Genomic DNA, 13,736 nt, shown 5'->3' on the forward strand with positions numbered 1-13,736 from the left:
GGCGTTAGCGGGCCACGGGATGAGTGCCCTCGTCGCCGCCACCTTCCTCCTTAACAAGCAACCGCGCGCGAAAGCGGCGGTCCCGTAGAAAATCACGTCGGCCCGCGGGCGGAGCCGGCGATTTTAGGACATGGGAAGCAGGCCCGAAATGCCTTTGACATTCAGGCGGGCGAAGCGTTTCACCCGCTCGAATCGGCTCTGGGTTTCGGCCAGCTCTTCGTCTTTAGGCCGCGGGGTGGAGGTGTGCGAATCAAGCAGCTCAAACACGGAGGCCGCAATGTCGATGTAGCCGAGCAGCAGCAGGTAAAGCTGCTTCTTTTCCGCCTCCGCATAATTTTTGGTGCGGATGGCCTTGGTCAGCGTATCGAGCTGCGCGGTTTCGTCCGTAAACAGGTCGCGCAAGGCCCGGCGCTCCCGGTCGTAGTCCGCCAGCTGCTCGGCCGTGGCCGAGGAAGCGGCAAAGGGGAAGGCCTCCGCAAAGGCAACTGCCTTCCGAAACGCGCTTTCGGCCGCGTACACCGTGGCTAGGTGTTTTTCCAGGCTGGTCCATAAACCCAGGCGGGCTTTGTCAAAGACGGTAGGGGCGGGGCTCTCCACGGGTGCTTGTTTCGGGTGATGAGCGACAAAGGTACTTTCCGGCCAACGGGCGGGCGCATTGGGCGGCTAGGTGCATCTTTGGGCCTCCACTTTCTACCGTACCACGCGCATGCCATTATTTTTCCGGCCCTTCCTCATTCTACTCGGCCTGCTGCTAGCCGCCGGTCCCGCTCGGGCCCAAACTATTAATGTTGACGCCGTGACGCGGTATTGGGAAATCACCGAAGGGCTGCGGCAAAACCGGCCCCTCACCGACCAGATGTGGCAGGATTTTCTGGAAATCCCCGGCAATAAAATTTACGTGCGCGGCATCTACTCAGCCGCCAACTTAGCGGCCTACCGCCGGGCCATCGAAGTGGTGTACATGCCGCGCCACGACTCGTTGCTGCAAGTCAAGCTGAAAAATAAGGTGTGGTACTACTTGATGGTAAACGACTACAAGGAGCGGGAGGCCGTGTACCGGAATTACGTAGCCAACGTCGTCAGGAACCCCGGCTCCCGAGACATGATGTATCAATACGCGTATGAATACCTGCCCGCCCGGGCCCACACCAAGGTTCCGGATTTGCAGATTTACTACGAAGCCCTGGGCAATGACGCCACCTCGCAGGCCGAAGGACTGTTTTATAGCCTGCGGGCCGTGCTCGATGCCAACGAGGTAAAGCCCGGCCTGCTGGAAGGCCACGAAATGCACCACCAGCTGCGCCCCGGAAAGGATTTTGGCACCATTGCCGCCGAAGACGAAGGCTTAATTGGAATATTAGCCAGCATGCAAAACGAAGGCATCGCCGACCTGATAGACAAGCCCCTGACCATGGGCATGCCCGGCGACCCCCGGGGCATCCGTGAGTGGGCAATGGCCCCCGCGCCCGGCTTTATCAACAAGATGGATTCTGCCATTCAGGCCCGGGCCCGCGGCGGAGCACCGGCTACGGGCCGGTACTACCGGCAGCTTTCCAATGGCTCAAACGGCCACCTGCCGGGCTTCTTCATGTCGTCGGTCATCGAAAAAAATGGCTACAAAAAGCAGCTCCTGACAACTTGCGACGACCCCTTCGCCTTCGTGACACTTTACCAGAAAGCTGCCAAAAAAGACAAATCACACCCGCCGCTCTTTTCGGTGGCTTCAATAACGTACCTCAACCAGCTGGCGCGTAAATACGCCAAGCCCCGCCCGGCGCCTGCCAGCGCGAGTGCCGCGCCCTGATGCTCCGCCGAGGTTATTGAATGGATGGCACAATGCCCGGCCCGTATTCCACCTTGCTCAGAAACAGCCCCCGTGCCGGGGCCGCGCCGCCGGCATCGACGCGACGCTGGGCCCACAACAGCTCCTGAAACTGCTTGGGCGTCATCTTGCCCCGGCCCACGTCGAGCAGCGTGCCCACCACCAGCCGCACCATGCCCCGCACAAAGCGGTTGGCCCGAATGCGGAACACGAGGCCGCCCGGCGCGGGGTGCCAGCCCGCCTCGTAGAGGTAGCACACGTAGTGGTCGACGCCGCCTTTCACTTTCGAGAACGAGGTGAAATCAAACTGCCCAATCATGCAGGCTGCCGCTTCGTTCATGGCCGCCACGTCGGGCGTGCGGTCCAGGTGCAAAGCGTGGTCGCGCCGGAATGGGTCGGGGCTGGGCGTGAGCACAAAGTAGTCGTAGGTCCGCTCTTCGGCTGAGAAGCGGGCGTGGTCGGTGTCGGCCACGGGGTGCAGGCGTAGGGCGGCAATGTCGGAGGGCAGGGCGCGGCGCAGGCGGTAGAGCAGGAGGTCCAGCGTCAGGGCTTCGGGCAGCTCAGCGTCGAAATGTGCTACTTGGTGGCTGGCGTGCACGCCCGTATCGGTGCGCCCGCTGCCCAGGCTGTGGATGGACTGGCGCAGCACCTGCGAGAGGCAGCGGTCCACTTCGGCCTGCACAGTGAGGGTGTTGGGCTGCACCTGCCAGCCGTGGTAGCGCGTGCCGTCGTAGGCAAAATGAAGGAAATACCGCATGAGCTGCAAAAGTACGGCTGCACGCGCCGTCTGGTCCAGCCTCTAGACCAGCCGGCCATCAGGGTGCAAGGCTTATTTGCCAGCCACAGGGCCGCTCCTCCTCGTCCCTACTCCCCCTTGGGTGCGCATCAGCATCTCGGTTTTGGAATTGACTTCGAGCTTGCTATACACCGACCGAATGTGAGTGCGCACCGTGTCGATGCTGACGAAGAGGCGGTCGGCGATGCGCTGGTAGCTCAGGCCCTCGGCAATGCCCTGCACTACTTCCTGCTCGCGTACCGTGAGGGGAGCGGGAGGCTCGGGGGTTGCTGGCCGGAAGTAGCGCGTGACATGGCGGGCCACGCTCGGGCTCATGGCCGAGCCTCCGGCGGCCACCTGCAGCAGGTGCTCTTTGATGAGGGGTAGGGGGGTGGTTTTTTCGAGGTAGCCCACCGCACCTTGGCGCAGGGCTTCAAACACTCGCGCCGCGTCGGTGTGCACGCTCAGCAGCACCACCTCGGCGCCGGGCAGTTGCTGCCGCAACACCGCCAGTCCTTCTATACCGGAGCGGCCGGGCAGGCCAATATCGGAGAGCACAAGGGTGGGCCGCTGGGCCAGCCCGGACAGCCCGGCCACAAATTCTTCGTGCGAGCCGGCGCACAGCACGCAGTCAAATTCGGGTTGCGCGCACAGGTAAGCAAACAGCGCGTCGCGGATGGCCTCTTGGTCTTCGATAATGCCGAGGATAATCATGCCGTAAAGGTCGGGGCCAGCCACAAGCGTCGGTATCGCATGAACATGTGAAAATCAGGGAGGAGTTTGTGGATGGGAGGTTAAAAGCCTGTCATGCTCTCTTACCGTAGCGGCAGGCGCACGACCACCGCTGTGCCAACACCCGCGGCCGCGAAGGTGACGCTTCCCCCCACGGCGGCGGCCCGCATCCGCATGTTGGCTAAGCCCTGCCCGCTGTTGCGGCCCACACTACTGCCGTTTCCGGGCAGGCCGCGGCCGTCATCGCCTACTTCCAGCTCCAGCTCCGGTCCCTGCCGCCGCAGTCGTACCCGCACCTGCCGGGCCTGGGCGTGCTTCACCACATTGTGCAGCGCCTCTTTGTAGATGTAGTAAAGTGTTTGGCGAGTGGCCAGGGGAAGCACGGCGGTTTCCAAACCAGCCTCGGCTGCGAAGTCCAGTTCCACCCCGGCGGGGGGCAGCACCTCGTGGGCGTGGTCGCGTAGCCGGTCGAGTAAGCTGGCCGCCGAGTCGTGGCGGGCGTCAATGCTCCACACGGCGTCGCTCATCTGGCGGGCGGCGCGCTGACTGGCCTGCTGCATCTGGTCGAGGTAGGCCTGTTGCTGGGCGGGCCCATGAATTCCCTCGCGTAGCAGCGTGCTTTGCATCGAAATCTGAGTCAGGGCGCTGCCTACCTCGTCGTGCAGGTCGGCTGCAATGCGGGTGCGCAAGGCCTGCTGGCGGGCGGCCTCGCGGCGGCGCGTGCGCCAAAGCAGGGTGCCGCCCAGCAGTGCAAGTAAGCCAATCAGGGCTGTGAAGCCCACTATTTGCTGGCGGTAGCGGAGGCGGTCCAACTCCTGCTGCTGGGCCTGCAGCCGGGTCTGCTGGGTAAGGAGGCAAATCTGGATTTGCTGCTGACTGCGGGCGAATGTTATCTGCTGGGCTGCGGCTCGCTGCTGGGTGGCTACCCCATTCAAAGTATCGGCCAAGGCAGTGGCCAGGCTTTGGTGGCGGTAGGCGGCGGCCCAGCGGCCGGCCTGGGCATTGGTCTGGGCCAGCACCCGGGCCGCGTCGCGGGCTTCGCGCCGCACCTTTAGGCGCTGGTTGGCGGCCAGGCTGCGGGCGCCGTAATACCGGGCGCTGTCGAGGCGACCGGTGGCCAGTAGTAGCCGCGCCAGCAGCAGGTCGGCGCGGGCCAACTGGCCCGCAGTGCCAGCGGCCGCCCGGCGTCGCAGCGCGTACGCGGCCGTCAGCTCCGAGGCGGGAGGGGCAAGGTGGGCGTTCATCTCGGCCAAGCTCAGCTCGTTGGGCAGCATGCCGGCGGCGTTGTACACCTTGCGCTGGTAATGGGCTACCTTGGCATAATAGTCGCGGGCTAGTCGCCAGTTTCCCTGCTCCTGGTATATCTCGGCCAGCCCCGTGTAAATGCCGGCTTGGCTCAGCGGGTCGGGCACGGTGCGGGCCAGGCGTTGGGCTTGGTCAAAGTACTGCCGGGCTGCGGCGTACTCGTCTAGGTCCGTATTGGTAAAGCCCAGTTGGATGTTATGAAACAGCTGACTTCGGCGGTCGTGGTTGGCTTGGGAAATGGCCAGCCCATCGAGGTTGGCGGTCAGGGACTCGCCGTAACGGCCTTGCTCGTTGTAGATACGGGCCAGGTTGTAGAGGCCACGCGCGTGGTTGAAGCCATCGCCCAACTGGGCAAAGTGCTTGATGGACCGCTGCGTGTAGAACTGGGCCGAATCGTAGTGGTTATCGGCGCGATAGCAGTAGCCCAGGCCAAACTCGGCGTGGGCCAGCCCTTGCAGGTAGCCCAACTGCCGGGCCAGCCGCCACGACTCCCGAAACAACTGCGCCGCCCGCGGCCCCTCGTTGGTGCGCAGGCCAAAGGCTAACTGGTAGAGCCGGTTTACCCGCACCGTATCGGGGCGCAGGTCGGAACTCAACAGCCGGCGCAGGCTGTCCTGGCGCCGCAACTCGGTCGGCTTATACTGCCGGGGCTGGGCCTGAATCCCAGCCGCAAGCCCTATAGTGAATAATATAATCCACCAACCACTTCCCCGCACCACCCAACACAGCCATTTAGCAAGAACCATGAAGGGCAACAAAGTATTAGAAGCCATCGGTGGCGTATACAATACTATCGTAGCGCGTAATAGTTTCGGCAAATAAACGCCATTGGGACAAGCTATCAAGTTCCCATTTTCCGGCGTTGCCAGCCACATCCGCTTGCCACGCAAAACGGCAGGAACACAACTTGTAAGTAAGTGTATTCCTGCCGTTTTGCGTGCGCCTTTAGCTAAATAAAACTACCAGCAAGAGACGGCCTCCTACCAGTCAAAATCAAGTAGCTACTACAGCTTCTCGTAAATCACGGCGGCGCCCTGGCCCACACCCACGCACATCACGGCCAGGCCGTAGCGCATGCCTTCGCCGCGGCGGTGCATCTCGTGCAGCAGCGTAGCCGTGATGCGGGCGCCGGAGCTGCCCAGCGGGTGGCCCATGGCAATGGAGCCGCCGTTCACGTTCACCTTGGCCATGTCGAGGCCTAGCTCGCGCACGCAGGCAATGCTTTGGGCGGCGAAGGCTTCGTTGAGTTCAATCAGGTCGATGTCGGCCAAGGTCAGGCCGGCGCGCTGCAGTACTTTTTGGGTGGCCGGAATGGGGCCCAGGCCCATCACCGAGGGGTCGACGCCGGCCACGGCCGAGGCCACCACCCGCGCCAAGGGCTTCAGGTTGTAGCGCTTCAGGGCGTCTTCGCTCACCAGCAGCACGGCGGCGGCGCCGTCGTTGATGCCCGCCGAGTTGCCGGCCGTTACGGTGCCGCCTTCGGGCTGGAAAGCCGGCTTGAGGGTAGCGAGTTTCTCCATCGACGAAAAGCGGGGCTGCTCGTCGGTGTCAAACAAGGCCGTGTCGCCCTTGGGGTTGGGGATGAACACAGGCACGATTTCCTTGCGGAAGCGGCCTTTCTCTAGGGCGCGGGCGTATTTGCGCTGGCTCTCGAAGGCAAATGCGTCCTGCTCTTCGCGGGTGACGTTGTACTGCCTGGCCACGTTTTCGGCCGTTTGGCCCATGGCAAAGGGGTAGTGCAGCTTGGTGAGGCGCGGGTTGATGAAGCGCCAGCCCAACGTGGTGTCGTGGGCGGTGAGCTCACGGCCGAAGGCCGATTCCGACTTGGCCATCACAAACGGCGCACGGGTCATGCTTTCGGCCCCGCCGGCCAGGTACACGTCGCCCTCGCCGCACTTAATGGCCCGGGCGGCGTCCATGATGCTTTGCAGGCCGGAGGCACACAGACGGTTCACGGTGTTGCCGGGCACGGTGATGGGCAGGCCGGCCAGCAGCGCGGCCATGCGGGCCACGTTGCGGTTGTCTTCCCCGGCTTGGTTGGCGGCGCCAATGATGACGTCCTCAATGGCATTTTTATCAACGGAAGGATTGCGGCGCATGAGCTCACGGAGGACGTGGGCGGCCAAATCATCGGGGCGGACGCTGCTGAGCGCGCCGGCAAATTTTCCAATCGGGGTACGCACCGCGTCCACGACATAAGCAGTTGGCATTCGAGGTATCAATTGCGGCGCAAGCGCCGGATGGGACTAAATTTGTGGGCCCGGCCTAAACCCGGACCTTTTTCTATACTTACAACAAAGATGATACAAAGAATCCAAAGCGTGTTTTTACTGTTGCTGGCGCTGGCCATGCTCAGCGTGTTAGCCCTGCCCCTGTGGCACAAAGTCGACGGCCTCACGGGCCAGGAACTCACCCTCACGGCCTTCGGCTTCACAACCCCGGGCAAGCCACTAGCTGTGCCACCGGGCCCGGTTTGGGTTATCGGTTTGCTGGCGGGCGCTTCGGCGGCAGTGGCGGCCTTCGAGATTTTTCAGTTCCGCAACCGCGGCCGGCAGCTCCTGCTGGGCTCGATAAACCTGTTGCTCATCACGGCCACGCTCGGCGCCTCGTTCTACTTCTCCAACCTCGGCGAGCAAGCCCTCAATATCAAGCTGGAAGGCAAATTTCTGGCTGGTTTTTACCTGCCCACCTTGGCCCTGTTGCTCAACCTGCTGGCCAACCGCTTCATTCGCCGCGACGAGCAATTGGTGCGCAGCATGGACCGCCTGCGGTAAGAATAAAGGGTGATTTTGCCGGTTATTCGGTCATGCTGAACAAATATCTGGCAACGCAAAAGAGGCCGCTGTGACAATCACAGCGGCCTCTTTTGCGTTGTCTTGATTACTGCCCGGCTCGCACGGCTTGCTGCACGTCCCGGATGCTGTCGTCATACTGAAACGCTTCGTACACGCGGTAGAAATTTTGCGGGTCGGCCACGCGCGGGTAGGCAAACTTGGCCAGCTCAACGCGGGATGCTTCAAACTCCAGGCTCCGCAGCAGCCGCTTCAAATCATCGGCCTGAATGCTGCTTTGGGCCAAGGCTTCTTTAGCAATGCTGAGTTTGCTGGCCTCAAAGGAGCGTTGCTGCACGGCTTGCACCAGGGCGTCTACATCCTGCGAGGTCATGGTGCGGCTGCCGTTTCCTGCCGAACCCGGATAATAGCCGCCGTTGCTGGGCGTGTTCTCATACCCGGGGGCAGATTGGCGCGGGTTGTCGTAGCCGCTGTTCGCGTTGCCAGCGTCGTAGGGGTAGCTGCCGTTTCCACCCTGGTCGTAGGGCGTGGGGCGGTTGTTGTAGCTTCCGCCGTTGTAGCCGTTTCGGTTGCCCTGGCCCCGGTTGGGGCCGTAAAGGGCCACCGTCGCCACCTGCCGCAATCCCAACGGGCGGCCGGGGCGGGCTATCAATACAAAAGTGGTTTCGAGGCCCGGCTCCAGCCACACCCGGCTGCGGAAGCGCACCACGCGGCCGTAGGCTGCGGGCACGGTGAATTCGGCCCAGTGCAGCCCGGGAGCCAGCCGGTCCACGTGCACCTGCCGGGCCGCGCCGCGGGTCAGGGGCCGCCCGTCGAGCACGAGGCCAAAAGGCACACCGCGCTCCGAAGAAAAGTTAACATTGGCCGCAGGCGGGGGATACGCCAACGCCGGCGCAATGGCGGCAAACAACCCAGCCACCGCAAGAAGTAAAGCCTTTTTCATGGCGCTAAAGAGAAAAGCTGCCCGGTAAAGTCGGGCGCTGTTTTCCCTGTTTTCAAAAGGTATGCCACGTTTGGACGCCTTCGAAGCCGAACGGTATTCTCCCCCGGGTTACGGCCGAGGCAACATGAAAAAAGGCCCCGCAATTCGAACTGCGGGGCCTTTTTCTGTACTTAAAGCGGCTGGTTACTTTGCCACGCGTGTTACCTTAAACTCGGTGCGGCGGTTGAGCTGGTGTTCGGCCTCCGACTTGGGCGCTGCAATGATGGGCCGCGACTCGCCGTAGCCCCGGGCCGTGATGCGGGCCTTGTCGATGCCTTTGCTCACGATGTAATCGACGGCCGCCTGGGCGCGCTGCTGCGAGAGTTTCTGGTTGTAGGCGTCCTTGCCGCGCTGGTCGGTGTGGGAGCTTAACTCGATGGAAATTTTGGGGTTGTCCACCAGCGTTTGCACCAGGGTGTCGAGGCGGATGGCCGCGTCCGGACGGATGTTGAACTTGTCGTAGTCGTAGAAAATGTCTTTGACTTCGATGGCCCGGGCCAGAATGATTTTGTTCAGCGTCAGCGTCACCGGCAGCCGGATGTCGTTGGTCGGGTTGGGCAACTGGTCCTGCGGGGGCTTGCGGCCCACGGTGCTCAGCGAGGCCCGCGCGGCGAAATCGCCCGGCCGCTCGGCCAGGAAGGTGTAGCTCGAAACCGAGTCCAGCTTGGTCGTGAATTTGCCGTCCGGGCCACTCGTTAGGGTTAGGCGCTGGTTGTTGGGGCCCAGCACGGTTACCTGAGCGCCCGCAACGGGCACGGTGGTTTTGGCTTTGTCGTCGCGTTCCAGCACGGTGCCGTCTACGTAGAAGGTCACCAGCTTGGGTGACCTCTTTTTGAAGCTATACAGGTCGTCGGAGCCTTTGCCGCCGGCTCGGTTCGAACTGAACAAGCCCATGTCGGCGCCCATCGGCGCAGGGGCGAAGTCGTCGGCAATGCTGTTCACATCGGCCCCCATGTTCGTGACTTTGCCGCCCTTCGCCGTGAAAAGGTCGAGCTTGCCCACGCCCGGTCGGCCGTCGGAAGAGAAGTAAAGTGTGCCATCAGCCGCCATGCTCGGGAAGTTTTCGTTGCCCGCGGTGTTGATGGTTTCGCCCAGGTTTTCGGCGGGCGAGAAACGGCCGTTGGGGCCCAGCGTAGCCTTGTACAAGTCGTTGCCCCCTTGGCCGCCCTTGCGGCTCGAGGCGAAGTAAAGCGTGGTGCCATCGGGCCCAAAGGCCGGCGAGAAGTCGTCGGCCGTCCGGTCGTTGATGTTGGCCAGCACGGGCTCGCTCCAGGTGCCGGCTTTGTTGTAAGAAATCCAGATATCGACGCTCAGATAGCCTTTTTTGCTGCCGTCGTTCGAGCGGGCAAATACCATCGTTTTGCCATCGGGTGTGTACGTGGCGCTGGCTTCGTGCTTGTTTTCGGTGTTGAACGGGCCTTCCAGCTTGCGGGCGGTGCCGCCGCTCATCGTGGCCGCGTTGTCAAACTTGATGGCGTAGAGGCTGTTGAAATTCTCGCCGTTGCCGAGGTATTTTTTGCCATCGCGGCCAGAGGTAAATACCAAATCGCCGGTGCTGGCCACCATCGTGCCGCCAAAGTCTGAGGCAGGTGAATTGAGCGCGTCCACCGGTGCCACGTCGTATTTGTTTTTGATGGCGGCTACCTCTTTGCTGGCCAGGGCGTTTTTGCTTTCGGCGTCGGCGCGGGCCGCAAGGGTGCGGTTGCCGCCGCTGCTGGCGTAGGTAGCAAACTGCGCGGCGGCTTCGTCGTACTTGCCGTTGGCCCGCAACGCCTCGGCGTAGCGGTAGCCGGCGTCGGCGTTTTTCACCCCGCCATCCAGGGCCGCTTTGTAAAACGGCTCGGCCTGCTCCACGCGGTTCGACAGGCGGTAGGCCTCGCCAATGCGGAAGTTGGCCATGGCCGCGCCCTTGCCTTTGGCCACGTCGGCTTTGTAAAGCGGAATGGCTAGCTCGTACTGGCCGCGGGCAAACTGCTTGTCGGCCTTACTCATGCTGCCCGTCGTGGCGCAGCTGCTTAGCAACGCGGCAGAGCCAGCTGCGGCGCAGACGAACAATAGTTTCCTCATGGAATTAGGCGGTAGTAGGGAAAAGGAAGCCAAGGGAAGGGATTTCTGTTGGCTTTGTTGGGTTAGCAATAATACTACGTTTGGATAGGATTCACGCCGGCTGCCGGTTTTTCTCTGCCTGCCCGAAGTAGCGTGCCAACCAAGTATCGCCGGCCGGGCGGGGCCACTTGGTATCCAGTTCCGCTCTCGTTGCCAAGGTATTGTCGAAGTAAAATGTGTTGGGGCCCACGGTGCCGCTGGCCACGGCTTCCTTCAACTCGCTGCGCTTCAGTAGCAGCACCGCGCCATTGTGCAAAAAAGCCAACTGCGACTTGTCCAGCAATTCCACGGTGAGCAGCTTCTCTAGCTCCGCCACAAAACGCACCGAGGCATCGATAGAACAGCCACTGGCGCCGGCAATTTCCTGGTCGAGGCCAATCACCAGAAAGTGTTGGTGCAGGAACTCGGCCGAGGCGTGCAGGGTGCGGCCGTGGCTCGTCCATTCCTCCGCAAAGCGGGCCATGGTGGGCAGCACCGACACGATTTCCGGTCCCGTGAGCTGCCGGTTGGCTTGGTAAATCCACACCCGGGCTTCGGGCGGGAGTTGGTCAAAAGCAACGTACATAAGCAAAGGGGGAATTAAACCACGAAAAGGCCCTTCCCTAACGGGAAATGCAAAAATAAAGTACGTCACATCGGGCTTGCCGACACAACCCGCGGGGCATCGTTAGGTTCGGCCAACGACGCGAGCGAGGTGTTTCGGCAAGCCCGATAAGACGTACTTATGCTCTTAAACGGGAAGAATACTACGCGTTGATGCCTTCGGCCGAAGCAACGAGCTCTGCCAGGTCAAACACCTGCACGCGGCTCTCTTGTTCCTTGTTTTTTACGCCGTCGCTCATCATGGTCAGGCAGAACGGGCAGCTCACGGCAATGATGCTGCCTTGCAAATCGTGCGGGCCGGGGGCACTGGTTTCGGTTTCCACACCGCCCAAGTTGGCCAAAGCGGCTGCTTGTCCGCTCAAAGTGGCCAGGGCCTCCTCGGTGCGCTCGATGTTGATTTCCTTCTTGCCGGGCTCGGCATCCTTCCACATTTGGGCGCCGCCCGCGCCGCAGCACAGGCCGTTGGCGCGGCTGCGCTTCATCTCCACCAAGTCGGCGTCGAGGGCGGCCAGCACGTCGCGCGGGGCTTCGTAGATGTTATTGGCGCGGCCCAAGTAGCACGAGTCGTGGAAGGTGATGCGGCGGCCTTTGAAGCTTTCGCCACCACTCACGCCCACCTTGCCTTCGTTGATGAGCTGCTGCAAGTAGGTGCTGTGGTGAATCACCTCATAATCACCACCCAACGCGGGATATTCGTTTTTGATGGTGTTGAAACAGTGGGGGCAAGCCGTCACGATTTTCTTGATGCCGTAGCCATTCATCGTCGTGATGTTTTGCATGGCCTGCATCTGAAACAGAAACTCGTTGCCGGCGCGCTTGGCGGGGTCGCCGGTGCAGCTTTCTTCCAGGCCGAGTACGGCGTACTTGGTGCCCACATGCTCCAAAATGCGCACAAAGGCGCGGGTCACGCGCTTGTACCGGTCGTCAAAAGCGCCGGCGCAGCCCACCCAAAACAGGATTTCGGGCGACTCGTTGCGGGCCGCCAAATCGGCCATGACGGGAACGTTGATTTGGCGCTTTTCGCCAGCGGCGGGAGTGGTTGGGGACATGGAAGCTTGAGAATGGAAGACGGAACTGTCATCCTGAGCGGTGCGAAGGACCTTATCACGTTCGCGCCGCGGTGAGTTAGTAAACCTGACGAAAGCAGCGCTGATAAGATGCTTCCTGCGTCAGCATGATAAACAATTTAGGCAACCGCAGTAGCTGCCGGCTTCTCCGCTGCAAACAAGTCATCGGCCCAGTTGAACCGGTCCGACGGCGAGAAAGCCCACGGCGCACCGTTGTTTTCGATGTTGGAGAACATGACGTTGAGCGAGTTAGGAGCAGCCGACTCTTCCAGAACCAAGAAGCGACGCATCTCAATGATGCTTTCCAATGGGTTGATGTTCACGGGGCAGCTTTCCACGCAAGCGTTGCAGGTGGTGCAGGCCCAGAGCTCTTCAGGCGTCACTTTGCCGCGCAGCAGCGTGGCGTTGGCCAAGTCCGTGATGGGCTCGTGCTTGGCTTCGGCGCCATACACGTTGGGTCGGAAAATCAGGGGCGAATTATATTTCTCTTCCACCCGGTCGCGCGTATCCATGATGATTTTGCGCGGCGAGAGCAGCTTGCCCGTGAGGTTGGCCGGGCACACCGAGGTGCAACGGCCGCACTCAGTGCAGGAGTAGGCGTTCAGCAGGTTGGTCCAGGGCAGGTCCTCCACGTCCTTGGCCCCGAAAGATGTCGGCGCCAGGGCCGAGCCATCGGGCGCGGTAGGCGCGGGCGGCACCACGTAGCTCGGGTCCATCATGGCCTTCACCTCGTGGGTGATGCTCTCAACGTTCGAGAATTGCCCCTGCGGCACAAGCCGCGAGAACCACACGTTGGGGAAGGTGATGATGATGTGAAAGTGCTTGGAGCTGGGCAGGTAGTTCAGAAACAATAGAATACCTACGATGTGCGCCCACCAGCCCACGCGTTCCAGCACGTGCAAGGCACTTTCGCTGGCCGGAAACAAGCCCGTGAGCATACTGCTGATGGGAAAAGTGCCGGGCAGGTCTTCGCCGCGCAGCTGGTGCAGCTTGAGGTCGGCGGTGTTCATTGTGAACAGGGCCACCATCAAAATCACCTCCACATACAGAATAATGTTGGCGTCGAGCCGGGGCCAGGCGCGCAGCTCCACGCCGGTGAGGCGGCGCACGGGCTGGGTGCGGTTGCGGCGCCACCAAAAGGCGATGACGGCCACAATCACCAGCGCGCCCAGAATCTCATTGGTCGCCATGAGCGCATCGTAGAGCGGCCCGAGGAAGCTCAACGACCGGTGGAAACCGAAGTAGTTGCCAAACAGACCATCGACCACAATTTCGATTACCTCAATGTTAATCACCAGAAAGCCCACGTACACAATGAGGTGGAGCAGGGCAGGGGTGAGGCGCTTGAACATCTTCTGCTGACCAAAGGCCACCAGCATTGTCTTCTTAAACCGTTCGCCGACGTTGCCGCTCATGTCGCGGTCGCGGCCAACCAGGATGTTGGCGCGGATTTTCCGGACCTGCCACGCGAAAAAACCAAATGCAGCTACCAGGAGCAGCAGAAAAATGATGGATTGCAACATGCGGTAAAGGTAAGGAAGTGGGAACGTTT

General features: G+C 61.6%; 12 protein-coding genes. 2 read left to right on the forward strand and 10 right to left on the reverse strand.

Translation table 11 applies throughout. The features are described 5' to 3' along the window. Positions 1–123 precede the first annotated feature (123 nt). A complete protein-coding gene (locus I2I05_RS01255) occupies positions 124–597 on the reverse strand; it encodes a hypothetical protein (RefSeq protein WP_196280393.1) in 474 nt (157 codons plus the stop codon). A 109-nt stretch (positions 598–706) separates the two neighbouring features. Here I2I05_RS01255 and I2I05_RS01260 point away from each other — a divergent pair, with 109 nt between their 5' ends. Then, entirely contained in the window at positions 707–1,804 is a 1,098-nt protein-coding gene (locus I2I05_RS01260; protein WP_196280394.1) for a DUF5700 domain-containing putative Zn-dependent protease, read from the forward strand. Between the two features lie 13 nt (positions 1,805–1,817). Here the strand turns inward: I2I05_RS01260 and truA are convergent, their stop codons facing one another. The 4 genes from truA to I2I05_RS01280 form a co-directional block, all read right to left on the reverse strand. Continuing rightward, positions 1,818–2,579 (reverse strand): tRNA pseudouridine(38-40) synthase TruA, encoded by a 762-nt coding sequence (truA, locus tag I2I05_RS01265; RefSeq protein WP_196280395.1) that lies wholly within the window; start codon positions 2,577–2,579, stop codon positions 1,818–1,820. A gap of 72 nt (positions 2,580–2,651) precedes the next feature. Further along, positions 2,652–3,335 carry a LuxR C-terminal-related transcriptional regulator gene (locus I2I05_RS01270; protein ID WP_196280396.1) on the reverse strand — a complete coding sequence of 228 codons (684 nt, stop codon included), beginning with the start codon at positions 3,333–3,335 and terminating at the stop codon, positions 2,652–2,654. 77 nt (positions 3,336–3,412) lie between these two features. After that, positions 3,413–5,380, reverse strand: a complete 1,968-nt coding sequence (locus I2I05_RS01275; protein WP_196280397.1) for a tetratricopeptide repeat-containing sensor histidine kinase — start codon at positions 5,378–5,380, stop codon at positions 3,413–3,415. A 258-nt stretch (positions 5,381–5,638) separates the two neighbouring features. Further along, positions 5,639–6,844: a thiolase family protein gene (locus tag I2I05_RS01280; RefSeq protein ID WP_196280398.1), complete on the reverse strand. Its 1,206-nt coding sequence runs from the start codon at positions 6,842–6,844 to the stop codon at positions 5,639–5,641. A 90-nt stretch (positions 6,845–6,934) separates the two neighbouring features. On the opposite strand from I2I05_RS01280, the gene I2I05_RS01285 reads away from it, so the two are divergent. After that, positions 6,935–7,408 (forward strand): DUF4293 family protein, encoded by a 474-nt coding sequence (locus tag I2I05_RS01285; RefSeq protein ID WP_196280399.1) that lies wholly within the window; start codon positions 6,935–6,937, stop codon positions 7,406–7,408. A gap of 106 nt (positions 7,409–7,514) precedes the next feature. On the opposite strand, the gene I2I05_RS01290 is transcribed toward I2I05_RS01285, so the two are convergent. The 5 genes from I2I05_RS01290 to I2I05_RS01310 all read right to left on the reverse strand — a co-directional run bounded on the left by I2I05_RS01290 (position 7,515) and on the right by I2I05_RS01310 (position 13,707). Further along, positions 7,515–8,369, reverse strand: coding sequence for a DUF4476 domain-containing protein (locus I2I05_RS01290; RefSeq protein ID WP_196280400.1), 855 nt, complete (start codon positions 8,367–8,369; stop codon positions 7,515–7,517). A 183-nt stretch (positions 8,370–8,552) separates the two neighbouring features. Continuing rightward, positions 8,553–10,475 (reverse strand): OmpA family protein, encoded by a 1,923-nt coding sequence (locus tag I2I05_RS22255; RefSeq protein ID WP_317192294.1) that lies wholly within the window; start codon positions 10,473–10,475, stop codon positions 8,553–8,555. A gap of 91 nt (positions 10,476–10,566) precedes the next feature. Continuing rightward, positions 10,567–11,079 carry a hypothetical protein gene (locus I2I05_RS01300; RefSeq protein ID WP_196280401.1) on the reverse strand — a complete coding sequence of 171 codons (513 nt, stop codon included), beginning with the start codon at positions 11,077–11,079 and terminating at the stop codon, positions 10,567–10,569. A 181-nt stretch (positions 11,080–11,260) separates the two neighbouring features. Next, on the reverse strand, positions 11,261–12,112 hold the full coding sequence (locus tag I2I05_RS01305) for a (Fe-S)-binding protein (RefSeq protein WP_196280847.1): 852 nt from the start codon (positions 12,110–12,112) through the stop codon (positions 11,261–11,263). A 191-nt stretch (positions 12,113–12,303) separates the two neighbouring features. Beyond that, positions 12,304–13,707 (reverse strand): (Fe-S)-binding protein, encoded by a 1,404-nt coding sequence (locus tag I2I05_RS01310; RefSeq protein WP_196280402.1) that lies wholly within the window; start codon positions 13,705–13,707, stop codon positions 12,304–12,306. Between the last annotated feature and the right edge of the window lie 29 nt (positions 13,708–13,736).

Origin of the sequence: Hymenobacter jeongseonensis, assembly GCF_015694725.1 — a bacterium.
GTDB lineage: Bacteria > Bacteroidota > Bacteroidia > Cytophagales > Hymenobacteraceae > Hymenobacter > Hymenobacter jeongseonensis.

What these genes read in the sequence shown, in the direction of transcription:
- I2I05_RS01260 (WP_196280394.1), top strand. Translation starts at nt 707, where the DNA reads ATGCCATTATTTTTCCGGCCCTTCCTCATTCTACTCGGCCTGCTGCTA.
- truA (WP_196280395.1), bottom strand. Translation starts at nt 2,579, where the DNA reads ATGCGGTATTTCCTTCATTTTGCCTACGACGGCACGCGCTACCACGGC.
- I2I05_RS01275 (WP_196280397.1), bottom strand. Translation starts at nt 5,380, where the DNA reads ATGGTTCTTGCTAAATGGCTGTGTTGGGTGGTGCGGGGAAGTGGTTGG.
- I2I05_RS01280 (WP_196280398.1), bottom strand. Translation starts at nt 6,844, where the DNA reads ATGCCAACTGCTTATGTCGTGGACGCGGTGCGTACCCCGATTGGAAAA.
- I2I05_RS01285 (WP_196280399.1), top strand. Translation starts at nt 6,935, where the DNA reads ATGATACAAAGAATCCAAAGCGTGTTTTTACTGTTGCTGGCGCTGGCC.
- I2I05_RS01290 (WP_196280400.1), bottom strand. Translation starts at nt 8,369, where the DNA reads ATGAAAAAGGCTTTACTTCTTGCGGTGGCTGGGTTGTTTGCCGCCATT.
- I2I05_RS22255 (WP_317192294.1), bottom strand. Translation starts at nt 10,475, where the DNA reads ATGAGGAAACTATTGTTCGTCTGCGCCGCAGCTGGCTCTGCCGCGTTG.
- I2I05_RS01300 (WP_196280401.1), bottom strand. Translation starts at nt 11,079, where the DNA reads ATGTACGTTGCTTTTGACCAACTCCCGCCCGAAGCCCGGGTGTGGATT.
- I2I05_RS01305 (WP_196280847.1), bottom strand. Translation starts at nt 12,112, where the DNA reads ATGGCCGATTTGGCGGCCCGCAACGAGTCGCCCGAAATCCTGTTTTGG.
- I2I05_RS01310 (WP_196280402.1), bottom strand. Translation starts at nt 13,707, where the DNA reads ATGTTGCAATCCATCATTTTTCTGCTGCTCCTGGTAGCTGCATTTGGT.